Below are 26,926 nucleotides of genomic sequence, written 5' to 3' on the forward strand. Positions count from 1 at the left end.
TGTGTATTTTTGAGCACGCTTATAATTTAGCGATCCACTGCGTACCTGTTACTTTACGAAAGTTACTCATCATTAAGAAATTATAAAATAATTTATAATCTTTAACTTTATGAGCCTCTTCATTTAAGTCGGCAAAGGACTCAGATAAATATTGATACTTATTAATAATGGATTCTATATTTCTACCAAAATTAATTATAAATTCACTATTATCAGTTCGCTCTTCATAATTAAGTGATCCTAACGTTTCTATTGCTTCAGTTATGTTCAAACTTTCAACTCTTGATGGATCACTACAAGCAATTGAATAAGTTCCAGATTTAACATATGTATTTTTATGGTGTCCATTTAAATCGACAGCTTTGGCAAAGTTTGAATGTTTAATAATGTCTTTTCTTAAGTGAATAAGTTCATTAACATCTTTGGTACAAGGAGATGCATAGACAACTAATACTTTAGAGTTAAATTTGTCATGGATCTGATTTAGAATTATTTGCTGCTCTTTATATATATCATATCTAAAATACGGCTTATTCCAATGTTTCCATTCCTTTCCCTTTTTTGAAGTTATAAATTCAGGTCGCTTATACTGAAATAAGATATTAGCTTTCATGTTTGGTAGGTTACTTATTTCCCTACCCAAAAAGTGTTCCATTTCATCTGCAACCTCCCTTAAAGGGGCTCCTTCAAAATCAGGATGAAACCAATATGGATGACCGAGTCGTCGCCATAATTTTCTATTTTTAGAAAAGGAAGATGAATCAAAGCCTAGACTACCTTCTAATACTTGTCCGGGAGGAAAATAAACTTGAGATTTCCTATCTAGTTCATTATTAAAGTAACTTTCATAAGTTTTTTCTTCAAAATTTGATTTCATTATTTTTGTAAGAGTCCTTTTACTAATATTGTAATAACTGCCCCCAATAATTGAAGCAAGTACCTAATTGATACACATAACAGCTTATTGAACACCACTTTGGGGGGTTATAACACCCCAAAGCGGCGTATATTACACCGCTCAATAATTCCACTAAATAACTGCAATGTAAACAAACAATTAGGTATGTAATGAAAAGCCTTTGTTATTTTGCACCAAAACGGCTTTTAATAATGTTATTGAACAAACTAAAATAGCTGTTTATATAAACAGCTCGCTTTGAAGGTTTACTTACTACTTGTTAGGGGCTTTACACGCTTTAATAGTTGGCGTTTAGCCTTATTCGGTAGACAAACTCGAGTAAAGAAGAGAAGAAAGTAATAGAAAAATTTTGGCTTTATGTGTTTAGCGTGTAATTAGCTTAAACACTAGTTAAATAAGTGAGCCTTAACATATTAATGATACAGGCCCGCTGAGGTGTTTATGATAAAAACGAATGAATGAGGTGTTTACTTTACATCAAAATTCACGCGGTCAAAGTATGGGTTTTTCTCACGCGCTTTAAGTACACTTATTGTATTAAGCACAATGAGTTGCAGTTCGTTATTTACGTTAACAACTATGCATTCGTCTTTATTTGCATTACTTTTTGTATCAGTGGCTACACCACAGACTCCATCACCATTTTTTAATACAAGCTCAATATTAAGCCTGTGCATACAGGCAATTTCGATGTAGTCATATTGGTGGCAACTGATCATAAAGCCTCGTTATAAATTATTTAGCTGATTGAAAAAGCATTAAATGTGCTATTACTGCAAGGTTGGCGATATACCAAAGATCTTTAATTACAAACATACCGAGACCATCTAATAAAGTGGCGGCACTAAATGCCCCTGTTGCAGTAAATAAAAAGGTTTGAGTCATTAAAAATACACTCAAACACGCTAAACCACTTACAATAATTAGCTTTTTATTATTCAGAAGAATACCCGCGCCAAGTAACACAGCAAATAATACATCGAACCCGCCAATTACGTTTGATGCACCTTGTACGCTAAATAACGTATATAACCACGACATAAACGGAGATGTTTCAACAAGACTTACAATGCCTTTTGCTTCAAACTCATAAAACTTCATGCCGCCAATCCATAGTAAAACCATAGCCACTGGAATAAAGTTTAAAAGTACGTGTTGTTTGTCGGTAAGTTTGTCTTTATAAAACAAAAATAAATACAAAGGTACTACAGCAAAGTATTTAATTATGCCCTGCCCACTACCAATTATTGGAAAGCCGCCAAGTTGTGCCATCCAGCGGTTGCTGGCCAACAAGGTAAGTAAGGGGATTAAGCTTATAACAGACGCAAACACCAATGCAGCGGTAGGTTTCATTAATTGAAAATGAGCCAGTAAGGTCGCAAAGCCCAGCGCAATCATAAATGAGCCGCTTAGTAAGCCTAAAGCCGATACAGAAATAAGCGAGTCAATGTGATAAAAGCTAAATGTTGCTGATAACAAATTTTGGCCAGCACCTAAAGCAAATGACAAACCAAGCAATAAAAAGCTAATTGTTAATAAAAATGCGACCACGTTGTTGGTTAGTTTTAAATTCATTTTATTTCCGTACATTAGTTCAGATACATAAAGACCTTATAAGGTAATAAAACAATTCAAACTCCCCCTTAAAAACTAAACCCTGTTTAAGTACACTGTAAGCGCTTATTGGTATTTAGTGTTTTTTTAAGCGCGTAGTTTATTTCGGTTAATTAATAAAATTGGTTTTTTCATCACTTTCCTCATGATGTATATCATCTTTTTTGATTATTAAATGAAGTAGAATAACGTCATATTTTTAATATACATAATGTATGCATTTATAAAAATTAGGGATATTTTTAATGAAAGGTAGTGATATTAAAGTGAGCTCTGGCGTGGTTTCCATTGCCGTTATTTTAATACTTTGGTTTGCAGTACCGGCTCCGCAAGGTGTAACTGAAAACGCATGGCATTTATTGGCTTTATTTGTTGGCACCGTGGTTGCCATTATTGGAAAAGCGATGCCAATTGGCGCGATAGCAATTTTAGCCATTACTGCTGTTGCATTAACGGGAGTGACAAATAGTAGCCCTTCAGGCGCTGTTAAAGATGCACTGAGTGGCTTTTCTAACTCGCTGATTTGGTTAATTGGTATTGCTATTATAATTTCTCGTGGATTGGCTAAAACCGGTCTAGGTAACCGTATTGGCTATAATTTCATTTCGTTATTTGGCAAAAAAACAATAGGGATTGGGTATGCACTGGCTCTTTCTGAGTTGGTTATTGCCCCTGTAACACCAAGTAATACTGCTCGAGGTGGTGCTATTATCCACCCAATTATGAAGTCTATTGCTACAAGCTTTGGGTCATCACCAGAGCAAGGCACATCTCGTAAAATAGGCCACTACCTCGCACTTGTGAGTTACCACATAAACCCTATAACCTCTGCTATGTTTATTACAGCAACTGCGCCAAACCCACTAATTGTAAAACTGATTGCAGACGCTACAGGCGCTAATATTAGTATTACATGGGGTACGTGGGCCCTTGCTGCACTTTTACCTGGTTTGCTATGTATTGCCCTTGTGCCTTTGGTTGTATATGCCATTTACCCTCCTGAGGTTAAAAGTACGCCCGATGCAAAAACCTACGCAGAATCTAAGCTGTCTGAAATAGGACCTATGAGTTACGGCGAAAAAGTAATGGTGGGTGTGTTTGCCATGCTACTTACTTTATGGGCCGGTGTTCCCGCTATGATTTTAGGTGCTGATTATGCGGTAAATACAACCGCAGTGGCCTTTTTAGGGCTCTCGGTTTTATTAATTACCGGAGTATTAAGTTGGGACGATGTGCTTAAAGAAAAGTCTGCTTGGGATACGGTAGTGTGGTTTTCAGCGCTGGTAATGATGGCAACATTTTTAAATAAATTAGGTTTAGTTACATGGTTTTCAAGCCTAGTTGAGAGCAATATTGCGCAGCTCGGTTTCGATTGGATTATATCGGCCATAATACTGGTTGCAGTGTATTTTTACGCTCATTACTTTTTTGCCAGTACGACTGCACACATCACAGCTATGTTTGCTGCTTTTTACGCTGCAGGTATAGCACTTGGCGCACCACCATTGTTTCTTGGTTTGTTATTAGCGGGCGCTTCATCACTCATGATGTCGTTAACCCATTATGCTACCGGTACTTCCCCCATAGTATTTGGATCAGGTTATGTTTCTTTAAAAAATTGGTGGGTAATGGGGCTTATTATGAGCATTATTAATTTAAGTGTGTGGGGTATTATTGGCGGTCTTTGGTGGAAGGCACTTGGGTATTGGTAATAGTATTTTTGCTTTACCAGCATAGTTAATACCAAATGCTTAAATACGAACTTGCAGCCCTATTAATCAATTTAGGGCTGCTATAAAAGGAGTTTAATTAGGCTTAACTTTATTAAAGCAGCATATAAAAAGAACAAATAAACAACCTAATTACTCATATCTAATACAGTTAAATAATGAGTTACTAGTGACTTAAAAAACGCTTTAGCATCACTTAAGGTAGTAAATACTAATACCTTATAAACCCAGCCTATTAAAAGCATTGGTTTTAATGCCTAATCACTTTGGTTTTTAAAATCTTTTTTTCTGAAAATGGTTAAGTGCCAACCCCAATGAAGCGAGCCTAGTCTTAAAAATATTGTGGTAAAAAGCGAACCTAAAATACACCAGATATAATCTACTTCTAATGTAAATAGTGCCGCATAAACCAAGCCTCCCGCTAAACACGCTGATGCATAAGGCTCATTTCGCATAACTGAGGGCACTTCGCGGCAAATTACATCTCGTATAAGGCCGCCAAAAATCCCTGTGGTGATCCCCATAGTAATGGCAATTGCCATACCTGCGCCACTGATCAGGGCTTTTTCTATTCCCATAATATTAAATAATGCCATACCTAAGGCATCTACTAATAAAAAGTAATAATTATTTACATGAGGTAAGTAGCGCACAAAAAATATGGTTGCAATAATAGCGGCGTAAGTTGAGTACAAATACTCTGGCGTGGCGATCCAAAATACTGGCTTATTTAACAGCATATCTCTGAGGGTACCGCCCCCTAGCGCAGTTACAGTTGCCACCACAACTACGCCAAAGCCACTTATGTTTTTATCGTAGCCGAGCAATGCACCTGCTACAGAAAAAAATGCCACCCCAAGCAGCCCCAATACCATAAAATACTCGTCAGTCATGCTAATTCCTTTTAAAAATGTATGCATCACTAATCCAACTTGCATGCCAAAAAATAAAAGCAATAAAAATCAACAACTTAAATTTTTAAAGTAATACATTAACAAAATACTTTTCAACTCGAATGAAGTAATAGATGAAATTATTATATATAAATGTAGTTTTTACACATTTAGTAACTTGATTATTTGTAAGAGTATAAACACGAAGTCGAGCACTCAAAACCCAATCCTATCTACCTATTGTTAAAAATAAAGCAACCCTTTAGTATGCGCCACCTGAAGTTAAAAACGGTACAAACAATGATTAAAACGTTAATAAAGTGGCCTTTATTATTATCAGTAATTACGCTTATTACACTTGATTGTAGTGATGCAGAGGCAAAAAGCACTAATCGATATAGTGACCGAAACGCAAACTGGCTTGCCGGCTCTTGGGGTATTACACACCGACTAGATGGTGGCTATATACTTGATAATGCTGTAAATAGTTCTGACTGGCGTCTCGGCGCAGACGAAATTATTAAAAATTTACCCTCTGCAGGGCATGTAATCACATCACTTACTCACCCTGCACGTGCACACCTTTTTACACTGCGCGATAACACAAGAGTTAATGTTGCTGAGAGAATACATTCAGATATGGTGCCTTCGCGTCAAAACGAAGAGATTATTTTTGATGTAATTGAGAAATACCGTAGCGCCGGTAAAAAAATTATCTTGTATATAAATACTGCCAGCCCTTCTATGATTGAAGGTAATTTTCCTGAAAATGAGCTAGCAATAAGACAAGCATGGGAAGATTACTACAACTCTGATAAATGGAAAGGTGATGAGGCCGCAGCGTGGCGCGATTTAATACTAGGCTACATTGAACGCTTTGATGGTTTAGCAGATGGATACTGGTTAGATAACGTACGAAAACTACCTGGAAGCGAAGCCGAATTTGTTGAGATGATACGCAGTGTTGACCCAACAGTTGCTATTACTGTAAACAAAACAAAAGAATACTTTACAGATGAAAATGGAGATTTTCTTTACGTTGATAGCGACGGCTTCAATGATTTAGATGACACTGATTACAAAATAATAAAATATGCTGCCACTAATGAATTAGAAGACTTTACTAGTGGGCACGTTACACCACTGGGTCAAGGTGCTCCACCTAACTCTTGGGGATATGAAGAGTATACTATTCCCAACATGCAAAAAGCGCCTTGGGATAACTATGAAGGGAAAAAAGACGTACTTAAGCATGCATGGTTTCCTATACGAAAAACGTGGAGTACGGGCACTAATATGGTGTTTAATATAGAGCAGGCTTATCGTTTTACACGCAAAATTACTGATGCCGGTGCAGGTATTACATGGTCAACCACTGAAAAAGATGGCCATTTAAGAGCAAGAGACATGGAGATGATGCTCGAAATAGAGGACAGAATGAGCCAAAAGCGTAAGCCAGACTATGAAGCTTATGAAAGGCCAAGTGGAGCCTATTTACTTGAAAGTAACTAAATGTATATGAATTGATAAATAACCCACCTTAGTTAAGGTGGGTTATTTTTGAACTATCAAAAATATAAATTTAAACGTTATTACAATTGAAGAACTAGCTTTACCTCATTTAGGATGATTAGAGTGATTCGGGCGTAATCGGTATAAACCACTTTAATATTGAGTTTAAAAATCTCTTTTATTTATATTCCAAACAGCAATTCTATAAAATTTCTTACAACCTCTTTAAGCTTATTGCCTATAGTAAGCTACCCCTCTAAAATCACTCAACTTAACGCTAAAATATGCACTGCAATGATAAAAAATGAAATAAAATGGCCATTAATTTTGGTAGTTATAAGTAGCTTACTGGCGTGTAATAGCATACCAATAAAAAACACCACCAAAAATGATATATACATTAAACAAAATGCACAGTGGTTAGCCGGCTCCTGGGGGGTTACTCAGCGGGTTGATGGCGGCTATAAACTCGACAAAACTGCCAACTCTTCTAATTGGGTTGCTGGTGCAGAGCAAATAGTTAAAAACTTGCCGTCAGTGGGGCATGTAATTACCTCTTTTACTCATCCTGCCCATGCATACCTTTTTACCCTGCGTGATAATAACAATGTAGACGTAGCTGCAATTCACCCAGATATGGTACCTTCAATTGATAATGAAAAAATAATACTCGATGTTATTAATGTGTATCGTCGTGCTGGTAAAAAGGTCATTTTGTACTTAAACGCCGCAGGTCCTTCAATGATACTCAGCTCCGATCCTAATAATGAAATAGCGATTAAAAAAGCGTGGAAAAATTACTACAACTCTAAGTGGGCTGGTGATGAAGGCGCTGCTTGGCGTGATTTAGTATTAGGTTATGCTCAGCGATTTGATGGTTTAGTTGATGGCTATTGGTTAGATAATGCCAACAAATTACCTGGTGAGGTTTCTGATTTTGTTACCATGCTTCGAAGTGTTGACCCAACCTTGGCAATTACCGTAAATAAAACTAAAACATACTTTAAAAATAACAACGATGATTTTATCTATGTAGATAGCGATGGGGTCAATGATACAGATAAGAGAAACTATAAAATAATAAAATACGCAGCAACCAATGAATTTGAAGACTTTACCAGTGGCCATATTACACCGTTAGGTCGTGGCGCTCCACCTAACTCATGGGCGTATGAAGAATATACAATCCCTGATATGGTCAGCGCACCTTGGGATCACTTTGAAGGAAAAAATAACGTATTAAAACATGCATGGTTCCCTATAAGATCAAGATGGAGCGTAGCAAAAACTGACCTTGTATTTGGGGTAGAGCAAGCATATCGTTTTACTCGAAAAATCACTGATGCGGGTGCAGGTATAACATGGTCTACAACCCAAAAAAATGGTTATATGAGCACCGATGAAATGCAAATCATGCGCAAAATACAAAGAAGAATAGAGAACGATGAAGAATACATGCCTTACGAAAGGCCCAATGGCGCCTACTTACTTAAACAAAAGTAAACAACATTAGCCCTAACGAGCAATGATCTTTATATTCAAAAGTTAAATCTTCAGCGGTATGTTTGGTATTTAGGCAATGCTGTGTGGTTATTCCTCATAAATGAGCAATAACGTAGCATAAAGACCAAACATGCGCTCCCCTTTGGGTTCTTTCTAGGGGCTATTTACTCTTTGCTGCCTACATAGATGTTGGTAAAGGGCATGAGCACGACGCGCAAACTTTGCTCGGTTTTTGCTTATTCTTACATGGATGTAAGTCATTAGGCTCATGCAGGAGCAGTTACCGAGCCCACTCGATTACAAATCTCGCGCCGCGATTAAATAGCTCCTAGTCTAAGGCTAAAGTTTTTACGCCACAAGCGGCGTGATATTTAACCCGAGGAGATTAAACGAGCGATAACAACTGCATGGGTAACATGCGCTTAAAGTAAATAGTTGTAAAACTTGCCTTTGTGCCGTCTACGTTTTCTATACGAATAGACATACAGTATTTACCAATAGTTTGTCCGCGTTGATACATAAGGTAACCATGAAGCACTAAAACGCTAAGTACACCATAACCCAATAAAAACAAAGATAACTCAAGTGTTGGCTGCATTAAACTATCAAAGCCGATATACATAATTAAAGGTACAGTAAAAGCGATTCCTATTAAGCCGTCAATAATGGCAGCAACGCGCCTATCCCCGCGGGATGCTTGTTCGTCCACTATTTTTAAGTCGGTATTTTGTATGGGACCTTGCGCTTCTCGGGTTTTAATAAGCTCGTCTATTTCTTTTGCATGCTTAGAAAAGCATTCTCGGTCAATTGCTTTTGCGCTGGAGTAAAGCTCATCTAAGGTGTAGGGGGTAAAGTCTATTTGAGTGTTCAATTTTGTACATTCCTTTGAATAACCCTCTTCAAAGTAGCATACATAGTTAATAATATTCAATAAGTTATGAGTCAGGCCGTTTTTAGTTATTAAATTTATACCCGACTCCATAAACGGCTGTAATGGGGTTTAAATCGCTTTTAATATCACTAATTTTTTTACGAATATTTTTAATGTGGTTATCAATATTGCGATCTGATATTTCAACTGTGTGGTTATAAACGCTATTAATGATATCTTCACGGCTAAATACACGGCCAACATGGCTAATAAATAGCAAAAATATTTTAAATTCAACGGCTGTAAACGCTAAGTTTTCGCCATGAACTAAAGCAACATAATCCTCTTTAAATAACTCAAATTCGCCATAACTAATCACATTGTTTTTAGGCTGGCTTGTGCGCCTTAATACGGCCTTTATTCTGGCCATCACCTCTTTAGAGCTAAAGGGTTTGCATATGTAGTCATCAGCACCAAGTTCCAGCCCTTTTAATCTATCTATCTCTTCATGCTTAGCAGTGACCATAATAATAGGGATGCTAGAAAACTCTCTGATCTGTTTACAAATAGTCAGTCCATCAACATAAGGGAGCATTAAGTCGAGCAAAATCAAATCGGGTACATTGTGTTTAACAAAGTCCACAACCCCTTTACCCGTATTAAAATATTCGGTGATGTAACCTTGTTGTTGGCTGTAGGCTATAAGTACTTCGGCTATGTTTTTTTCGTCTTCTACTATTAGTATTTTTTGTTTGGTCATTGTGTTACTCAAATAGCGGTAAGGTAATTTTAGCTTTGAGCCCACCAAGTTCACTATGCCCAAGCGTAATATCGCCATTGTGCGCCAACACTATTTGCTGGCAAAGCGCTAAGCCAAGCCCCGAGCCGCCAAATTCTCTATTGCGAGACTTTTCTACTCGGTAAAATCGCTCAAAAAGTTTGTTTAATTCTTCGATTTTAACCCCGGGTGTTGAGTCTTGAATACATAATGTAACTTCTTTACGTTTACGGTTTTTGCTAATAGTTATATTTACTTGCCCACCAGCATGGGTGTATCTGCAGGTATTTTCTAGTAGGTTGGTAAATAGTTGCATTAAGCGATCTTTATCGGCATTTATATAATAGTGTGGTGCAGCTATTACGCTTTCATTGTTTAAGGTTAAGGAGCGCTCTTTAAAACGTGCACTAAAACTTTGTAAAGCGAGTTTAACTGTATCCGTTAAATCAAGCTTAATAAAATGATAGGTTAAATTAGCTGTGTCGTTATTTACCAGTTGAGCTAGGTCGTCAACAATATGATTTAAGTTATCTACTTGCTCTATTAATAAGTTTATTCGTTTTTCGTCGGCTACAAATACGCCATCTTGCACCGCTAATAAATGAGAGCGCAGTACGGTAATAGGTGTTTTAAGTTCATGAGACGTATCCGACATCCACTGAAAACGCATTTGCTGGTTGTGCTCAAGCGTATTAGCCAGCACGTTTACATTATTTGCGAGTATACCTAGCTCATCACGCGTTAAAGGAGTGATCCTGTTTGAAAAGTACCCTTTATTAAGCTGATTTGTGCCATGCACTATTTGTTTAATTGGCTTAGTTAAATGGCGAGAGAGTAAAATAGCCATTACAAAAGCCAATAAAATGACAAGCAGCGTGATCATAAAGTAGTTATGAAACTGAGCCGTTAAAAAGGCTTTTGCGGGGCTGTTTTCAACTAAGCGTGACGGCATTAAACCAAGCCAGCCAACGGTAATTTTGTTAATTACTATAGGTTCAATATGAGGATTGTCGGCTATTTGAGGCTTGCCTACCACAACATGTTTATCTGCGTTATATAAGCTAATACGCTGGCCTGTTTTAAGTAAATCAGCAGGCAAGTTTATCCATAACAATGAAGGAATTGGCTTAACCGGATTATTTGCAGTATTACTTTTTGGGGTACCTTTGTCAGGCTTAGATTTTGGAGCGACAATAGAGCGCCATAAATGTACACTTTGAGAAATACCCTGCCAGCTATTATATTGGCTATACACTTTTGTAAGTTGCTGTTTTACATTTGCTAAGTGCTGTTGTTCTTCTTTTTCAACAAAATTATTAAATTCGCTAGCAAAGTTCATGTAAATAAACACAAACATTAAGCCTACGAGCGTTATATTCGTTATAAAAAATGCTAAAAAGAATTTATGTATTAATTTCACAGGTACTCTATTTTTTTAGGCTGTAGGCGTGTGCGGTAATAGTGCTTACACTCTAATTAGCAGTATTGCATAACGAGGGTTTACAATTAAGCTTTAAATAAATAACCCCTCGTTATTTAGCACATTAAAAGCTGGCGTTTAAAGCTTCACCAGCATTGAGCAACTTATACTGCGGTTTAACAATGTTAGCGTGCACCGCGCCTAAGCTTTTAGAAAACGACAACGACACATCACTTACTTTTGAAACCTTATGCCGTGCTAGCAAAACTATTTCATCATGTTGATTTGGGTATGTGTTGAATAATGCTCGCTCAAACTTTATTGCTTGGTTATTTATTTGCAATTGAGTCGATTGTAAAAGCATATTTTTAATATAATTTTGCTGATCATTTATGCCCAAATTTTCTGGCATAACTTGTTCTATGTCGCCCATTAACCACGCTTGATCACTTTGTAATGTAGCTGCTAAATGGGCTGTGTCGGTTATTATTTTAACTTCTACTTGGCCATCTCTTAAAATAATATGAGCACTTGTACCATTAAGCTCATGCGCGCTCACAGCTGTACTGAAACTCAGAAATACACACATAAAAATTAAATAGTATTTTTTTAATACAAACATACGTTGCCTTTAAGTTATTAATGCGGCTTATTTATGGTCATTCTACAAATAAGCGTATTGTCGGTTTCAAGGTCCTCTCCCCAAATAAATTGAGCGGTTTTATCCCAGTTTATTTCATCGTATCCATCTTTAGGGCTTACCGATGAATAGGTATGCTCGGTAGCATTAGGCCAGGCACTATCATCAAAATTACTTTGTAACCAGTTGCTTGGTGGCTCTTTAGCCATGAAGTTACACGGTGCAGTTCCTGCTGTTGGGCTTTGACTGTTTTCACATGCTTTATCTAGTGGGGCTTTGTGTAGTACCTCACATTTTAAGGTTTTATTGCTTACCGCTATTACTTTATTATTTTGAGTATCAGTAACTTGCATAATAAAGCCACCATCGCCCATTTGCTGTTTGCGTGTGCCTATATACTCAAGCCCTGTGTTATTTTGCTTAAAGTCTTTAATAATAAAATTAAGATTTATAGGGTACGACGCCGAAAAGTTAATACTCTCCGCATTAAAAGAACGCTCCGTGGTAATAGGTACAGAGTCTTCAATAAGCAACTTATCGTTTATATATGCAGCAAACCAATTGTCGGCCCATGCCTCTAATTTAAAACGAGCTTCAGGATTATTTTGACTTGGTTTTTTGGCTTGTGGTTGCTGACCTCTGCAAAATATACCTGTTTCAACACCATTTTTATTGCTAATGGTTTTTTGCTTAAAGTCAAAGCAGTCATCCCCCTGCTGTGAAGGGCTATAAGTAGTAAAATATTGCTCATTTTTATATGTATAGCGCATAGTACGGCTACCATCTTCAGCTACGGTATGCGTTAAATTTGTTACCCCACCAGCAGGTGGTTTTAATTCAGCTCTAATACCTTGGGTATCACCACTATGCGGCGCAACTCGAGGTAATACGCGCGTATCGACTTCACCTACTAAGCATTGAATAATATAAGGGGCACTTTGAGATGTGTGATACCTATAACCAAACTTACTATCACTTTGCCCGTTACATACATCGAGCTCGTTTTTTGTAATGGTGCTGCCATCAGGGTTTTTATTACCATAAAGCGGGTATCCGTCGTACGCCCAGCCAATAATGGCATCGCTACTTTTATTTTTCATTGTGTCGATCATACATGTCGGTGCTACATGGTAGTGATAATCATCCCCACGCCCTGCATGGCCGCCACAGTTATCTAGCTGGCCTAACTTTAAAGTATCGTGTTTGGGATCATACTCATTAACGTTCAGCTCACCTTGTGATGAATAATCGTAAATTGGCACCCCATTTACCGCTATACCTACAGCTGCATCTATTGTTGTAAACGTTTTAGCCTTTTTGGGAGCTAACTTAATAGGTGCGGCGTAATTTTTTGCAGGAACTGGCACCTGTTCATTAGTACCTGTTATACCTGTCATCACTGGGTGTTCGGGATACGTATTCGATACGACATAGGCATACTCATTATCACAAATCACGCGAGCGTTTTTATTAAACCCAGCGTCATTCACCGAGCTTTTTATTGTATTACAGCGGCTAGATTGTGAAGCGGTTAAAGCAACAGGGGCTGTTGAATTAACTAAACTTAAGGGTGTTTTTATACCTTCATACACTTTAGGCTTTTTACGTGCAGGCTTATGTGGGCTGCCTGCTCTCTCGTAAGTTACCGTCATTTGTGCTGAGTCTAGGGTAATATTTTTTATAGCTTTAAGTAAGGTTGCTCTATCTACTTGAGTGTTTTTAGCAAAATTGATCGCATCCGATAATGCATAAACAGTATACGTATAGCGTTTTTCACCGGGTCCTTTTGAACAAGGCGGCGCATACTGGTTTAAATTATTAACACTGTTGCTACCAAGCTCTGCTTTAATATCAGCTAAATTTTGGTCACTATTTATGTGTGAAGTGCTTGCATTAATATTATAAACATTCCAATACCAATGTACTCCATCGGGCGCATTGTGATGCATTATAAGAGCATAATACTTTGTGCCTTTTGGTGCCCCACTCCATCTAAGAGGGGGGTTAACACTATTGCCATCACAGGTATAGGCTACAGGTAACGTACCGTTATTTTTCATTACGTTACTAACTAATTTAAACGTATTGGATTCCGAGCTTTGTGTATCACTTGTGTTGTTATTACACCCAGCTAACGAAACCCCGCACACTATGGCAAAGCATAATATCCATAAGTTTTTCATTTTTTTCGCTCCAATATGTCACAGCAGATATAAATATTTATAGATAGTGTAATGATCAATTGTAAGGGAATTATGTAGATTTGTAGTTAGACTATCTCGATTACAAAAAAGGCAGCATTAAATAGCAGCCTTATGTAGTCATATTCTGAAGCGCTTAAAATTTAAAAGTGCCACTTAACCATTAAATTTGGGTTGTGCTCTGTTTGACCATCTACACCAAACTTATTTTTCCAAAATACATATTCAATACCTACATCTAGGCGGCCTGTGTCAATGCCAAGCATTGGGGCAATGTTGTACTTAAGTTGCGAGGTAAAGTTAAAACCCCCTTCGCTTTTACCAAACATAGTGTCGGTGCTATCAACAATATCTAAAAAGCCATCGAATCTAAAGTTACCGTTGTTATAGCCCCACGTAACCGTTATTTGGTTGTTATCTTCACGCTCTATGCCTATATCGTCTTGAAAACGGCGGTAATAAGCCACGTTAAAGTATTGAAAACCAGGTACATCTAACGATACGCCACCACCTAATAAATAGTTATTTTGATCGGTATCGCCTGAGCCATATTCTGTTTGTAGCCCTAAAAACACCTCTTTTACAAAGCTGTCTTCTGGCTTATACAGTGTTGGGTTTATGTTTAGCTCTCCGTACACTTCATCAGGGTTGCTCAACCTATCCATAAAGAAGAACGTGCTCCCCCAAGTATGGCCCGATGCGTGCTCAATGGTGACTACGCTTCTGTCATCTTCCTCGCCAGAAAATGGTTCTAGGTAGTCAGCTCCGGTCATTGCGGTAATACTAAAATCCGACCAAAGCTCTTTTGCCGACACGCCCGTTGAGCACATTGCAATGGCAGTTACTAATGCTAATTTTTTTATTGTTTTATTTTTCATTGTTAATCCCTTTTATGATTTTTATTAGTTTAGTTAAGATGATCTGTACTTGCTGAGTAATTTTCAGGTAATACCAAGGTCATAATAATTGCAGTTAACCCTGATACTGTTACTGCACTTCCAAATATGGCGGTAACAAGTTTTGGCGCATTTAAAAACATTTCAGGTACAAAGCTTACACCTAATCCCATACCTAAACTCACTGCAATAATAAGTAAGCTACGGCGATTAATTTTTTCACTGGCCAGTATTTTCACCCCTGCTGCGGCCACTGTGCCAAACATCACAAGCGTTGCGCCGCCTAATACTGGTTTTGGTATGTTTTGAAGCACAGCACCAATAACCGGAAACAACCCTAAAATAATGAGTATTGCACCAATCCACAGGCCTATGTACCTACTTGCTACACCGGTTAACTGAATTACGCCGTTATTTTGGCTAAAAGTAGTATTAGGAAAGGTATTAAACGCAGCTGCAATCATTGAATTTACACCGTCACCTAAAATACCGCCGCGTATACGTGCTAAATAACTGGCACCTTTAACGGGTAATTTAGACACCGCACAGTTAGCAGTTATGTCGCCGGTCGATTCTATGGCTGTAATAAGGTATAAAAAGCCAAAAGCAATCATGGCACCAAAATCTACACTAAAACCATATTTAAAAGGTATTGGCATGGCGATTAAATCAAATTCGCCCACCTCAAATTTAGCTATTCCTAATATAACGGCCAGCACCCAACCTACTATCATTGCTGCAACCACCGCAGTTAGCCTTACCCATTGGTTTTTACTGGCGTTAAGTAATACCACTAGCGCGACCACCGAAAAGCCCACAATTAAGTTACTTGCTGAAGCGAACTTTTCAGGCATGTTAGTTAATAACCATTGCCCGCCGCCTATATCAGTCATACCTACTTTAATGAGGTAAACGCCTATAGTGGTAATAACCACGCCGGTAACAACAGGCTTAATTACTTTGCCGAGTTTTTCTATAAAAAAACTAATAAATATCTCTACACAGGCCGCCAAAAAACACACTGCAAAAATAGTTGCCAGTACCTCATCGTTACTGCCTCCGGTGGCCTTAACCGTAAAGCCCGTGGCTAAAATAGTACCTAAAAAAGCAAAGCTTGTGCCTTGCACACATATAAGCCCAGAACCAACAGGCCCAACTCTGCGCGCTTGTATAAACGTACCAACACCCGATACAAACAACGCCATACTTATTAAGTACGGTATTTCACTGCCAAGCCCCAGCACCCCGCCAATAATAAGTGTGGGTGTAATAATGCCAACAAAACTTGCTAGCACATGTTGTAGTGCGGCAAAAAATGATTCAGTTAGCCCTGGTTTATCATCTACTGCGTAAATTATGTCTTCTGAAATAGCTTCTTGGTTTGACATGGTCAATATCCTTTTAGCGCTCAAATTTGGGCAAGGTATTAACGCCTTGCCCTATTTTAATTCAAATACGTTTGCGTTTATTTAAGCTGCCCTTCTACGCCTTCAACGTAAAAGTCCATACCTAGCAAAGTTTTATCATCGATTGTTTGACCCGCTTTAGTAACCAGCTCACCTTGCTGATTTTTTATTGGCCCAGCAAATGGATGAAACTCGCCATTAGCAATTTTTGCACTCAGTGCGTCTATTTCAGCGACTACATTGGCAGGAATATCTTTACTCAGTGGCGCTAAACGCGTCATACCGGCGTCTATGCCTTTCCATACATCTTGTGATTGCCACTTGTCGTCAAGCACTTGCTGTACACGTTCGGCATAAAACTCATCCCAATGGTGCACAGGCGCTGTAAGGTGCGCTTTTTTACCATAGCCGCTCATATCTGAGTGGTAACCAATGGCGTATATTCCGGCGGCTTCTGCGGCTTGCAGTGGTGCAGGCGAGTCGGTGTGTTGGGTAATAATATCAACACCTTGGTCGATTAAGCTGTCGGCAGCTTCGCGCTCTTTACCAGGATCGAACCAGCTATTAACCCACACTACTTTTACTTGAGCATCAGGCTTTACTGAGCGCAGGCCTAGAGTAAACGCGTTAATACCACGTATTACTTCTGGGATAGGAAATGCAGCAATGTAGCCAATGCTGTCAGACTTACTCATGTGCCCAGCAATAACACCGGTTAAGTAACGTCCTTCGTAAATACGGTCAAAGTAAGTGCCTACATTTTTAGCGCGTTTATAACCTGTTGCATGTTCAAATTTTACATTAGGAAAACGCTTAGCCACTTTAATGGTCGGGTTCATGTAGCCAAATGAGGTGGTAAATATTAAATCGTGCCCGCTTTTAGCTAATTGTGTAATAACTCGCTCTGCATCGGCGCCCTCAGGAACGCTTTCTACAAAGGTGGTTTCTATTTTTTCGCCAAATTTTTCTTCTAGGTAGTGGCGGCTTACATCGTGTGTGTACGTCCAACCGGCTTCGCCAATGGGGCTTACATATACAAACCCTACTTTTACGCTGTCTTTTGCAAGTGCAGTAGCGCTTAACCCTAAGCTAAGTGCTACGCCAAGCGCTGTTATTAGTTTTTTCATTGTTATTCTCCGTGTTGTATTTTTAATATCCTGTTGAAGGCTTACTTTTACTCTTTATTTAAAATTTTAATGCCCTTTGTGCCACGGTTTCCCTAGCCACATGGGTTCGTACATTTTTAACTTTTGTTTATTTTTACTTAGCATAATTAGTACAATAAGCGTTGCCCCATAAGGCAGCATGGCCAGTAAATTAGAATCAACCGCTAAGCCAAATGCCTGTGCCACTAAGTGCATAATGCTGGCAAAACCAAATAAATAAGCGCCGAGCATTACCCGCTCAATTCGCCAGCTTGCAAAAACCACTAAAGCCAGCGCTATCCAGCCACGTCCTGATGTCATGTTTTGTGTCCAAAGCGGTGTGTAAGCAAGCGACAAATACGCCCCTGCAATACCTGCTAATGCGCCGCCAAACATCACCGCTAAATAACGAGTACGCATAACAGGTAAACCTAAGTTATTACCAACACCTGGGTTTTCGCCTATAGCACGTACCGCAAGACCTGCTCGGTGATGTTTAAAAAATAAATAAGCACCTAGCACTAACGCCCAACTTAAATACACAATGGCATCTTGCGAAAATAGCGCTTTGCCCAGTACCGGAATATGCTCAAACCCAGCAATTGCTAAAGTAGGTAAAGCATTAATGGTTTTTCCCTCATAGTCGGCGCCTAAAAAAGCCGACAAACCCGTACCAAAAATAGTGAGCGCCAATCCTGCTGCCACTTGGCTGGCATTTAAATTAAGTGCTACAAACGCAAATACTAACGACGCCATAACCCCCACAAGTGCAGCCACACTAAAGCCTAAAAATAGGTTGTCGCATTGGTACATGGTTATAAACCCTGCCACCGCGCCTAACAGCATCATGCCCTCTTGACCAAGGTTTAGCGTGCCGCTTTTCTCGCATACCATTTCACCTAGTGCCACCAGCAATAAAGGCGTGCCGGTTCTAATGGTGGCGTATAAAATATTAGTAATAACCTCTAAATCCATTTTTATGACTCCTGTGCAATGGGGGTTAGCTGCGTTTTTTGTTGTTTAAATGGCAGCGATAATTTAATGCGATAACCAATAAGCACATCGCACGAGAGTAAATAAAACAGCATCAAACCCTGAAAAATACCGGTAATCGCATTGGGCAAACCTATGTTTATCTGCGCCATTTCGCCGCCCATATAAATAAGTCCCATTAACAGCCCTGCCAAGGTAATACCCAGAGGATGCAAACGCCCTAAAAAGGCTACAATAATCGCAGCGTAACCATATCCGGGTGATATTTGCGGCACTAATTGCCCAATAGGCCCAGCCACTTCACCAGCTCCCGCAAGCCCTGCTAACCCGCCACTAATCACTAATACACCAGCAATTAAAAGCGCGCGTTTATAGCCCGCCATTTTGGCAGCAGACGCATCAAGCCCGAGTACTTGAATTTGAAAACCCACAAAGGTTTTACTAATAAACACCCATGTTGCACATAGCGCTAATAGCGCAAAAGCCAGCCCTAAGTGAAGCCGAGTGCCGTCAAAAATCACAGGCAGTAAAGTGCTATCGCCAAAGAGCGCGCTTTCAGGAAAGTTATAACCGTGAGGGTCTTTTAATGGCCCATGCACTGCCCACAGCAACACATTAACGGCAATGTAATTGAGCATAATGGTGACTAAAATTTCGTTAGTGTTTAAACGTAATTTCATAAATGCAGCAAGGCCTGCCCACAACATGCCACCGGCAATACCCGCAAGTAATGTAAGCGGTAATGCAAATGCACTTGTAGAATCAACAAAGTTAACAGCTACGGTACTGGCGCATACACCGCCAATAAGTAGCTGCCCTTCGGCGCCTATATTCCAAACCGATGCTCTATAACAAAGCGCTAAGCCATAGGCGCATAGCAAAATAGGGATGGTCATAACTAATAACTCTGTAACGCCGTACCAATCAGCAATAGGCGCTACGAGTAACGTATATAAGGCATTAAGCGGATCGTGCCCGAGTATGGCAAACACCACATAACCTGTTATTAATGTGAGCAATATGGCTAAAACAGGAGAGAAATAGCTCCATGTGTTTGAGCGCTCTACGCGAGGTTCAAGCTTTATCATGCTAGCGCTCCTTGCGGTTTTATTTTTGCAGTATTAGCTTTAAGGTCGTGATTAAAATCACCCGCCATCCACTGCCCTAATTGCACAAGCGGTACACAGTCGGTATCTAAAATAGGAGAGAGTTTGCCATCGCAAATTGCGCCAATTCGGTCACAAATTTTATAGAGCTCGTCTAAGTCTTCTGAAATAACCAGCACCGCACAGCCTTCGTCGCGCAGCGTTAAAATAGCTTCGTGAATGGCTACTTGCGCGCCAATATCTACCCCCCATGTTGGGTGCGACATTACTAACAGTTGTGGGTTTTGCTCGACCTCTCGGCCAATAATAAATTTTTGTAAGTTACCACCAGAAAGGCTGAGTGCATGCGTACGGTTACTTGGGGTTTTTACTTTGTATTTTTTAATAATTTTATCGGCGAGTTGGCTAATTTTTTGTTTTACTAAAAAGCCATTTTTAACTAAACCACTATCAAAACTAGTAAGTAGTGCGTTTTGAGCTAAGTCCATATCGGGTACTGCGCCGCGCCCTAGCCTGTCCTCTGGTACACAGGCAAGCCCGAGCCTGCGCCTTTTTAATGGGCATAAAGTATCAACTACGGTATTTTTAAATTTTATAGCGCTACTGTTTTCTTGTATTTCCTCACCCGAGAGCGCTTTTAATAGCTCTTCTTGCCCGTTACCAGCAACGCCTGCAATACCCACTATTTCGCCTTGCTGTACGGCAAAGTTAATATTTTTAAGTGGCGTGTCGAATAGTGCCTGCGCATTGGTTGATAAATTATTGACTGTTAAAAAGTCGCCTGTGCCTTTCGCTCTGCGCGTTTGGTTACTTATTGGCGTACTGTCGCCTACCATTAAGCGCGCTATAGATTCGCTCGTTTCGTTTTTAGGAATGCAATGCCCACTCACTTTGCCGCCGCGTAAAATAGTCGCGCTGTCGCACAGCTCAATAACTTCATGCAACTTATGGCTAATAAAGAGTACCGAGCAGCCTTCTTTTTTGAATGATTTTAATGTTGTAAATAAAGCATCAACTTCTTGAGGGGTGAGTACTGAGGTGGGTTCGTCTAAAATAAGTAACTGAATATCTAATAATAAGCACCTTATTATTTCTACCCGCTGCCGCTCGCCTGTTGAAAGCGTCGACACCAACCTATGCGGGTCAAGCGGCATGCCGTACCTAGCCGATGTTTTACTAATTCTGCTAGCAAGCGAACTACTGTGTCCTGCTAAATCGCCCAGTGCTAATGCGATATTTTGCGAAACAGTTAAGGTTTCAAATAACGAGAAATGTTGAAACACCATACCTATGCCTAATTCGCGGGCATCGGCCGGTTCTTTTATGTTCATTACTCGGCCATTAAAAAACATGTCCCCTTGGTCAGGTTTAACCACACCGTAAAGCATTTTCATTAACGTACTTTTACCCGCGCCGTTTTCACCTAGCAGGGCATGCACCTCACCGTGTTTTATTTTTATTGTTACGCCGTCGTTGGCTATACATCCGGGGTAGTGCTTTGTCATTCCCTGCATAGTAAGGCGGTATTTATTGTCCATTATTTAAACCTTTTTTGTGCTTGTTGGTTAAATAAGCTAGCCTAGAAAACTAGCTGACCAAACGGTCAACAATGGCATGGTAACTGCAATAAACTTACCAAGATGAAAAAGTATTTTTCTTACCCGTGCGCAAACAACAAGAAAAAATATACGCCAAGCCTTTACATATCAGGGCTTTATAAAAAATAAGGGGGTCTGTGTGATTCAGTTTTTATTAAATGACACGCCAATAGAAGTAGAAGAATGCTCGCCAAGTCTCACCATTTTGGACTGGCTACGCACCAAAAAAGGGAAAGTGGGCACCAAAGAAGGGTGTGCTACAGGCGATTGCGGCGCGTGCACAGTTTTAGTCGGCGAAGAAAAAAAAAATACAAACGGTAACGCAGTTTGGCACTACCAAACCATGAACAGCTGCTTGCTTTTATTAGGCAATGCACACGCAAAGCATATAGTAACCGTAGAGGCTGTAACTGCTGGGCTTTACCCAACTCTTGAAGACTTACACCCAGTACAACGCGCATTAGTAGAGTGCCATGGTTCGCAATGCGGTTTTTGTACCCCAGGTATAATAATGAGCATGTTGGCGCTTTATATTAATAACCCGAGTTACCCAGGTAAAAAAGCCGCTATTCATGCTTTAGGTGGTAACTTGTGCCGTTGTACTGGTTACAGCCCTATTTTACTCGCGGTAGAAAAAGCCTACAGCTATGAGCGCAAAAATGAGCCTTACTCAGCCATGGCAGCTCAGTTTAAAGCCTCACTTAATACGCAATATGATGACGATGTTCCATTTTTAAAAAATGGCCCTCGCAAATTCTACTTGCCACAAAATGCTAAGCAGCTTGTTGAACTAAAAGCGCTTTACCCCCATGCACACTTGGTTGCTGGTGGCACCGACTTTGCCATTGAGCTTAGCCAAAATATGCTACTGCCCGATGTAATAATATCCCTCAGCCAAGCTAAAGAGCTATGCACATTAAGCGATAACAACGGCGAGCTACATATTGGTGCAGCACTCCCTTACAGCCAGTTTGTAGACGCTTTTTACAATTACTACCCTGAGTCTAAGGAGCTGTTTGAACGCCTTGGCTCTAACCAAGTACGTAACAGTGGCACCTTAGGTGGCAGCATAGGAAATGCCTCTCCTATTGGCGATCCGGCCCCTTTACTTATTGCACTTAATGCCACTATGGACTTATTAAGCGCAGCAGGCACACGCACTATAAACGTGGCCGACTACTTTGTTGATTACAAAAAAACAGTCATTAAAAGCGACGAAGTCATTAGCAAAATTACAGTGCCAAAACGCCCAGATTCGTTAAAGCTTGCGTGTCATAAAATTTCAAAACGCTTTGAAGACGATATATCTACCGTGTGTTTAGTACTGGCTATTGAGCAAACACAAGGTTTAATTAGTAATGCCCGCTGCGCCATGGGCGGTATGGCTGCCATACCCAAACGCGCCGCGCATATAGAGCAAAAGCTTAATGCTCAGCCCTTACAAGTAAGCACGTTTATAGATGCCGCTAATGCTATAAATGATGACTTTGCACCCATGAGCGATGTACGCAGCAGCGCACATTACCGCACTACGGTAAGCAAAAACTTGCTGCAGCGTATTGGTATTGAGTTTTGCGGTACGCAGCCAAGCAGCAATAAAAATAATAACAACATTGCCATTACGAGGATCTCACATGCGTCACTTTGAAATGGATAAACTAAAAGCCCAAGGCGGAAGCGTTGGGCAATCTAAATACCACGAAAGTGCAATAAAACAAGTATGTGGCAATGCAAACTACGCCGACGATAACCCAGAGCCCCATGGCTGCTTACACGCCTACCCTGTGCTTGCGCCTATTACTAGCGGCTTTATTAAATCAATTGATACAAGTAAAGCGCTTGAAGTGGTAGGTGTTAAACGTATTTTATCGGCCGATGATGTACCCGGTAAGCTTGATATTGGCCCAGTATTTCCAGGTGATGTACTGCTTACTAACCATGAAATTCAATACCACGGGCAACCTGTGCTGGTAGTCGTTGCCGACAGCTACGCCATTGCGCGCCGCGCTGCTCGCTTAGTGATTATAGAGTGCGAGCAAACCACACCCATACTTGATATTAAAGAAGCCATAAAAAAAGAACATTGGGTAAGGCCGCCCCATTCACTCAACCGTGGTAATAGCGAGCAAGCCATCAACAATGCAGCCCACCAGCTTAAAGGTGAAATACACATAGGCGGGCAAGAACATTTTTACCTTGAGGGACAAATAGCACTCGCTCAGCCCGATAACGACGGCGGGATTCATGTTCAGTGCTCTACGCAACACCCTACAGAGGTGCAGCACTTAGTTGCTAAAATTTTAAAAAAGCCATTTAGCTTTGTTAACGTAGAAACCCGCCGTATGGGCGGTGCTTTTGGCGGTAAAGAAACCCAAGGCGCACCGTGGGCTTGCCTTGCAGCGCTTGCGGTTTATTACCTTGGCTGTGCAGTGAAAATGCGCCTAGCCCGCAGCGACGACTTTAAACTTACCGGTAAACGCCACCCATTTTATAACCAGTACCATGTAGGGTTTGACGAAAATGGCCTAATTGAAGGCGCTGATGTAACCGTAAATGGATTTTGTGGTTATTCGCCTGATTTATCTGATGCCATTGTAGACCGTGCAATGTTTCATGCAGATAACGCGTATTACTACCCAACTGCCACCATTAAAGGGAATCGCTGTAAAGTAAACACCGTAAGCCACACCGCCTTTAGAGGATTTGGTGGCCCGCAAGGCATGATCATGGGCGAGCTAATAATGGACGACATAGCCGCTAAGTTAGGTAAAGATCCGCTTGAGATCCGAAAACTTAATTTATACAAAAAAGGCCGCGATACCACGCCGTATCATCAAACCGTAGAGCAGCATATTTTAAAGGATATGATAACCCAGCTTGAAGAGTCGGGGGATTACTGGGCGCGAAAAGAGGCTATTAAAGCCTTTAATACCACATCGCCTATTATCAAAAAAGGCCTTGCGATGACGCCGGTAAAATACGGTATATCGTTTACGGTACAGCACTTAAACCAAGCAGGTGCGTTAGTGCATGTATATAGTGATGGTTCAATTCATTTAAACCATGGCGGCACCGAAATGGGCCAAGGCTTAAACACTAAAATAGCGCAAATTGTAGCCCATGGGTTTGGCGTTGATTTTGACGCAGTAAGCATAAGCGCTACCCGTACCGACAAAGTACCAAACACCTCGCCAACAGCGGCTTCAAGCGGTACCGACTTAAATGGCATGGCGGCGCTAAACGCGGTAAACACCATAAAAGAGCGTTTAATAAATTTTATAAGTGAGCACTTTGAGGTAGACAGCCAAAGTATTGTATTTAAAGATAATCTCATTACCTTTAGTAAAGGCGAAATTAGCTTTAGCGAACTTGCAAACCTTGCTTACATGAATCGTATATCGCTTTCATCAACGGGTTATTACGCCACGCCTAAAATTCATTACGATAGAGCCAAAGGCGAAGGCCGGCCATTTTTTTACTACGCTCACGGCGTAGCACTTAGTGAAGTAGAAGTAGATACGCTGACAGGTGAAAACACCGTAACGCGTGTTGATATTCTGCACGATGTGGGCAGCTCAATTAACCCAGCACTTGATATTGGGCAAATTGAAGGTGCCTTTGTGCAAGGTATGGGCTGGCTTACCACCGAAGACTTACAATGGAATGATAAAGGCCAGCTTGCAAGCTTTGGCCCTGCTAACTATAAAATTCCGGCTATTGGCGATACACCTGCCGAATTTAACGTCAATTTATATAACTCGGCCAACCCAGAGACCACCGTGTTTAGATCAAAAGCCGTAGGCGAGCCGCCGTTTATGCTGGCCTTTAGTGTGTGGAGTGCTATTCGTAATGCCATCAGCAGTGTGGCCGATTACAAATACACCGCCCCACTTGATACGCCTGCTACGCCTGAGCGTGTATTAAATGCAATTGAGCAAACCGCTAGCTGGTTTAAGGAGCATCAACATGGCTAATTTAAATGAGTCGTTTCAGGGTTTTCATACTCAAAATTGGGCGCAAGCTATAAACGAGCACGAGCAGAGCGGCACTAACTATGTTATTGCGACTGTGCTTGGAACCAATGGCTCAACCCCACGGGGCACAGGCTCTAAAATGGTAATAAGTGGCGAACATATTTACGACACCCTTGGCGGTGGTCACCTTGAATACGTAGTAATAGAAAAAGCCCGCGAACTGCTTGCCAAAGGTGAGGCCACACAAGTGATAGAGCAATTTAACCTAGGCGCAAATTTAGGCCAGTGCTGCGGGGGAGCTGCCACCGTGATGCTTGAGTGCATGCAATGCGAGCGCTTTACCCTCGACATTTATGGCGCAGGCCATGTAGCACAAGCGCTTATTGGTATATTGGCACAGCTGCCTATGCGTATACGTTGGATAGATAGCCGCGCCGATGTATTCCCACAGGACATTCCTAATAACGTAGTAAAAGTGGTTGATGAAGAGCCAACAGAGCAAGTTAAACTCGCGCCCAAAGCTAATAATTACTTAATACTCACCCATAACCACCAGCTCGACTTTGCACTTACACAAGCCATTATTAAACGCACCGATGCCAATTGGCTTGGCGTTATTGGCTCAGATACCAAAGCAAAACGCTTTAAGCAGCGCTTAGCTCATCGCGATTTTACCACCGAGCAAATAAAGCAAATGGTCTGCCCTGTCGGGCTTGAAAATGTAACGGGCAAGCTCCCTATGGAAGTGGCTATTTCGATTAGTGGGCAGTTAATTGGTCTTTATCAGGCTATGCAAGCCCATGCGCCTAAACGCCAAGGTGTGCAATGGCGTGCACTTAAAAATGCCTTAATTAGCACCGCGCAAGAGGAAGTAAATGCATGAGTCGCTTAAAAATTAATAACCTAAATGAAGCGCAAGCGCATCAAGCTTTAGAGCACTGTTGCGCCGCCCCTAACTGGGTAAGCGGTATGCTAAATACCATGCCATTTGAAAATAAAGAGCACCTATTTCAGAGCGCTCAAAGCGTATGGGATAGCCTAGGTGAGAGCGATTATTTAGCCGCTTTTGAAGGCCACCCGCAAATTGGCGATTTATCAACATTAAGTAAAAAGTACGCCGCTACAGCGCAAAAAGCGGGGCACGAACAATCAGGAATGAGCAAAGCAAACGAGCAAACCCTTAAAAAAATGATTGCGCTAAATAAAGAATACCTCAGTAAATTTGGCTTTATATTTATTGTGTGTGCCAGCGGCAAAAGTGCTGAGCAAATGCTTGAACTTATTGAGCAGCGTATACACAACACCCGCAGCACAGAGCTTAATATAGCCGCGGGCGAACAAGCCAAAATAACAAAAATAAGATTGGAGTCCCTGATATGAATAAAAGTATGAATAAAAGCCCTATCACTACCCATATTCTCGATACCAGCACTGGTAAACCTGCAGCCGATGTAGCTGTACAATTGTTTTTACTCACTAATAACAAGTGGCAATTAATTGCTCAAGGTAAAACAAATAGCGACGGGCGTATTACCGACTGGCTAAATACAGACGTTGAATTTGCAACCTATAAGTTGGTATTTGATTTAGATAGTTACTATAAAAATCAACCTACCCCCGCGTTTTACCCTGAGGCGCAAATTACCTTTAGATTGCAAGATAAAAAACACCATCATATTCCGTTATTGCTTAGCCCATTTGGCTACTCAACGTACAGAGGCAGCTAA

General features: G+C 40.5%; 23 protein-coding genes. 8 read left to right on the forward strand and 15 right to left on the reverse strand.

Translation table 11 applies throughout. From position 1 onward, the window contains the following. Window positions 1–19: 19 nt before the first annotated feature. The 3 genes from J8L73_RS12740 to J8L73_RS12750 form a co-directional block, all read right to left on the reverse strand. On the reverse strand, window positions 20–877 hold the full coding sequence (locus J8L73_RS12740) for a hypothetical protein (protein ID WP_211017548.1): 858 nt from the start codon (window positions 875–877) through the stop codon (window positions 20–22). A gap of 509 nt (window positions 878–1,386) precedes the next feature. After that, window positions 1,387–1,638: a Rho-binding antiterminator gene (locus J8L73_RS12745; protein ID WP_211017550.1), complete on the reverse strand. Its 252-nt coding sequence runs from the start codon at window positions 1,636–1,638 to the stop codon at window positions 1,387–1,389. A 16-nt stretch (window positions 1,639–1,654) separates the two neighbouring features. Beyond that, a complete protein-coding gene (locus tag J8L73_RS12750) occupies window positions 1,655–2,494 on the reverse strand; it encodes a DUF417 family protein (RefSeq protein ID WP_211017558.1) in 840 nt (279 codons plus the stop codon). A gap of 284 nt (window positions 2,495–2,778) precedes the next feature. Here J8L73_RS12750 and J8L73_RS12755 point away from each other — a divergent pair, with 284 nt between their 5' ends. Continuing rightward, window positions 2,779–4,245 carry a DASS family sodium-coupled anion symporter gene (locus J8L73_RS12755; RefSeq protein WP_211017560.1) on the forward strand — a complete coding sequence of 489 codons (1,467 nt, stop codon included), beginning with the start codon at window positions 2,779–2,781 and terminating at the stop codon, window positions 4,243–4,245. Window positions 4,246–4,520: 275 nt separating this feature from the next. On the opposite strand, the gene J8L73_RS12760 is transcribed toward J8L73_RS12755, so the two are convergent. Further along, complete coding sequence (locus J8L73_RS12760) at window positions 4,521–5,156, reverse strand: trimeric intracellular cation channel family protein (RefSeq protein ID WP_211017562.1); 636 nt, start codon at window positions 5,154–5,156, stop codon at window positions 4,521–4,523. A 300-nt stretch (window positions 5,157–5,456) separates the two neighbouring features. Here J8L73_RS12760 and J8L73_RS19370 point away from each other — a divergent pair, with 300 nt between their 5' ends. After that, a complete protein-coding gene (locus tag J8L73_RS19370; RefSeq protein ID WP_247659650.1) occupies window positions 5,457–6,668 on the forward strand; it encodes a hypothetical protein in 1,212 nt (403 codons plus the stop codon). 294 nt (window positions 6,669–6,962) lie between these two features. Continuing rightward, window positions 6,963–8,171 (forward strand): hypothetical protein, encoded by a 1,209-nt coding sequence (locus J8L73_RS12775; RefSeq protein ID WP_211017575.1) that lies wholly within the window; start codon window positions 6,963–6,965, stop codon window positions 8,169–8,171. A 385-nt stretch (window positions 8,172–8,556) separates the two neighbouring features. Here the strand turns inward: J8L73_RS12775 and J8L73_RS12780 are convergent, their stop codons facing one another. The 11 genes from J8L73_RS12780 to J8L73_RS12830 all read right to left on the reverse strand — a co-directional run bounded on the left by J8L73_RS12780 (window position 8,557) and on the right by J8L73_RS12830 (window position 21,165). Further along, the gene (locus J8L73_RS12780; protein WP_211017577.1) at window positions 8,557–9,042 is read right to left on the reverse strand and encodes an RDD family protein; all 486 of its coding nucleotides are present in this window, start codon (window positions 9,040–9,042) and stop codon (window positions 8,557–8,559) included. Window positions 9,043–9,124: 82 nt separating this feature from the next. Further along, window positions 9,125–9,802: a response regulator gene (locus J8L73_RS12785; protein ID WP_211017579.1), complete on the reverse strand. Its 678-nt coding sequence runs from the start codon at window positions 9,800–9,802 to the stop codon at window positions 9,125–9,127. A gap of 4 nt (window positions 9,803–9,806) precedes the next feature. Further along, a complete protein-coding gene (locus tag J8L73_RS19505) occupies window positions 9,807–11,240 on the reverse strand; it encodes an ATP-binding protein (RefSeq protein ID WP_348771979.1) in 1,434 nt (477 codons plus the stop codon). A 124-nt stretch (window positions 11,241–11,364) separates the two neighbouring features. Beyond that, entirely contained in the window at window positions 11,365–11,799 is a 435-nt protein-coding gene (locus tag J8L73_RS12795; RefSeq protein WP_348771785.1) for a hypothetical protein, read from the reverse strand. A gap of 80 nt (window positions 11,800–11,879) precedes the next feature. Next, a complete protein-coding gene (locus tag J8L73_RS12800; protein WP_211017581.1) occupies window positions 11,880–14,063 on the reverse strand; it encodes a YHYH protein in 2,184 nt (727 codons plus the stop codon). A 161-nt stretch (window positions 14,064–14,224) separates the two neighbouring features. Then, the gene (locus J8L73_RS12805) at window positions 14,225–14,959 is read right to left on the reverse strand and encodes a DUF5020 family protein (RefSeq protein WP_211017583.1); all 735 of its coding nucleotides are present in this window, start codon (window positions 14,957–14,959) and stop codon (window positions 14,225–14,227) included. Window positions 14,960–14,988: 29 nt separating this feature from the next. After that, a complete protein-coding gene (locus J8L73_RS12810) occupies window positions 14,989–16,365 on the reverse strand; it encodes a nucleobase:cation symporter-2 family protein (protein WP_211017584.1) in 1,377 nt (458 codons plus the stop codon). Window positions 16,366–16,442: 77 nt separating this feature from the next. Further along, window positions 16,443–17,510, reverse strand: a complete 1,068-nt coding sequence (locus J8L73_RS12815) for a BMP family ABC transporter substrate-binding protein (protein ID WP_211017586.1) — start codon at window positions 17,508–17,510, stop codon at window positions 16,443–16,445. A 66-nt stretch (window positions 17,511–17,576) separates the two neighbouring features. Further along, the gene (locus tag J8L73_RS12820) at window positions 17,577–18,503 is read right to left on the reverse strand and encodes an ABC transporter permease (RefSeq protein WP_211017588.1); all 927 of its coding nucleotides are present in this window, start codon (window positions 18,501–18,503) and stop codon (window positions 17,577–17,579) included. 2 nt (window positions 18,504–18,505) lie between these two features. Continuing rightward, window positions 18,506–19,609: an ABC transporter permease gene (locus J8L73_RS12825; RefSeq protein WP_211017590.1), complete on the reverse strand. Its 1,104-nt coding sequence runs from the start codon at window positions 19,607–19,609 to the stop codon at window positions 18,506–18,508. Further along, window positions 19,606–21,165: an ABC transporter ATP-binding protein gene (locus J8L73_RS12830; protein WP_211017592.1), complete on the reverse strand. Its 1,560-nt coding sequence runs from the start codon at window positions 21,163–21,165 to the stop codon at window positions 19,606–19,608. Before J8L73_RS12830 ends, J8L73_RS12825 begins: the two co-directional genes overlap by 4 nt. A gap of 199 nt (window positions 21,166–21,364) precedes the next feature. Here J8L73_RS12830 and xdhA point away from each other — a divergent pair, with 199 nt between their 5' ends. From xdhA to uraH, 5 genes are read left to right on the forward strand one after another with little or no spacing between them, the layout of a single operon-like run. Further along, window positions 21,365–22,873: a xanthine dehydrogenase small subunit gene (gene xdhA, locus J8L73_RS12835; protein ID WP_211017601.1), complete on the forward strand. Its 1,509-nt coding sequence runs from the start codon at window positions 21,365–21,367 to the stop codon at window positions 22,871–22,873. Further along, window positions 22,860–25,199: a xanthine dehydrogenase molybdopterin binding subunit gene (gene xdhB, locus J8L73_RS12840; RefSeq protein ID WP_211017603.1), complete on the forward strand. Its 2,340-nt coding sequence runs from the start codon at window positions 22,860–22,862 to the stop codon at window positions 25,197–25,199. The genes xdhA and xdhB overlap by 14 nt, the downstream gene beginning before the upstream one ends. Then, window positions 25,192–26,082 (forward strand): xanthine dehydrogenase accessory protein XdhC, encoded by an 891-nt coding sequence (gene xdhC, locus J8L73_RS12845; RefSeq protein WP_211017611.1) that lies wholly within the window; start codon window positions 25,192–25,194, stop codon window positions 26,080–26,082. Before xdhB ends, xdhC begins: the two co-directional genes overlap by 8 nt. Beyond that, window positions 26,079–26,579 carry a 2-oxo-4-hydroxy-4-carboxy-5-ureidoimidazoline decarboxylase gene (uraD, locus tag J8L73_RS12850; RefSeq protein WP_211017613.1) on the forward strand — a complete coding sequence of 167 codons (501 nt, stop codon included), beginning with the start codon at window positions 26,079–26,081 and terminating at the stop codon, window positions 26,577–26,579. The genes xdhC and uraD overlap by 4 nt, the downstream gene beginning before the upstream one ends. Continuing rightward, window positions 26,576–26,926, forward strand: a complete 351-nt coding sequence (gene uraH / locus J8L73_RS12855) for a hydroxyisourate hydrolase (protein ID WP_247659651.1) — start codon at window positions 26,576–26,578, stop codon at window positions 26,924–26,926. Before uraD ends, uraH begins: the two co-directional genes overlap by 4 nt.

It is taken from the genome of Pseudoalteromonas sp. MMG006 (assembly GCF_018101025.1).
Lineage (GTDB): Bacteria > Pseudomonadota > Gammaproteobacteria > Enterobacterales > Alteromonadaceae > Pseudoalteromonas.

Coding starts and splice junctions, on each gene's coding strand:
- J8L73_RS12740 (WP_211017548.1), bottom strand. CDS start 877: ATGAAATCAAATTTTGAAGAAAAAACTTATGAAAGTTACTTTAATAAT.
- J8L73_RS12745 (WP_211017550.1), bottom strand. CDS start 1,638: ATGATCAGTTGCCACCAATATGACTACATCGAAATTGCCTGTATGCAC.
- J8L73_RS12750 (WP_211017558.1), bottom strand. CDS start 2,494: ATGAATTTAAAACTAACCAACAACGTGGTCGCATTTTTATTAACAATT.
- J8L73_RS12755 (WP_211017560.1), top strand. CDS start 2,779: ATGAAAGGTAGTGATATTAAAGTGAGCTCTGGCGTGGTTTCCATTGCC.
- J8L73_RS12760 (WP_211017562.1), bottom strand. CDS start 5,156: ATGACTGACGAGTATTTTATGGTATTGGGGCTGCTTGGGGTGGCATTT.
- J8L73_RS19370 (WP_247659650.1), top strand. CDS start 5,457: ATGATTAAAACGTTAATAAAGTGGCCTTTATTATTATCAGTAATTACG.
- J8L73_RS12775 (WP_211017575.1), top strand. CDS start 6,963: ATGATAAAAAATGAAATAAAATGGCCATTAATTTTGGTAGTTATAAGT.
- J8L73_RS12785 (WP_211017579.1), bottom strand. CDS start 9,802: ATGACCAAACAAAAAATACTAATAGTAGAAGACGAAAAAAACATAGCC.
- J8L73_RS12800 (WP_211017581.1), bottom strand. CDS start 14,063: ATGAAAAACTTATGGATATTATGCTTTGCCATAGTGTGCGGGGTTTCG.
- J8L73_RS12805 (WP_211017583.1), bottom strand. CDS start 14,959: ATGAAAAATAAAACAATAAAAAAATTAGCATTAGTAACTGCCATTGCA.
- J8L73_RS12810 (WP_211017584.1), bottom strand. CDS start 16,365: ATGTCAAACCAAGAAGCTATTTCAGAAGACATAATTTACGCAGTAGAT.
- J8L73_RS12815 (WP_211017586.1), bottom strand. CDS start 17,510: ATGAAAAAACTAATAACAGCGCTTGGCGTAGCACTTAGCTTAGGGTTA.
- J8L73_RS12820 (WP_211017588.1), bottom strand. CDS start 18,503: ATGGATTTAGAGGTTATTACTAATATTTTATACGCCACCATTAGAACC.
- J8L73_RS12825 (WP_211017590.1), bottom strand. CDS start 19,609: ATGATAAAGCTTGAACCTCGCGTAGAGCGCTCAAACACATGGAGCTAT.
- J8L73_RS12830 (WP_211017592.1), bottom strand. CDS start 21,165: ATGGACAATAAATACCGCCTTACTATGCAGGGAATGACAAAGCACTAC.
- xdhB (WP_211017603.1), top strand. CDS start 22,860: ATGCGTCACTTTGAAATGGATAAACTAAAAGCCCAAGGCGGAAGCGTT.
- xdhC (WP_211017611.1), top strand. CDS start 25,192: ATGGCTAATTTAAATGAGTCGTTTCAGGGTTTTCATACTCAAAATTGG.
- uraD (WP_211017613.1), top strand. CDS start 26,079: ATGAGTCGCTTAAAAATTAATAACCTAAATGAAGCGCAAGCGCATCAA.
- uraH (WP_247659651.1), top strand. CDS start 26,576: ATGAATAAAAGTATGAATAAAAGCCCTATCACTACCCATATTCTCGAT.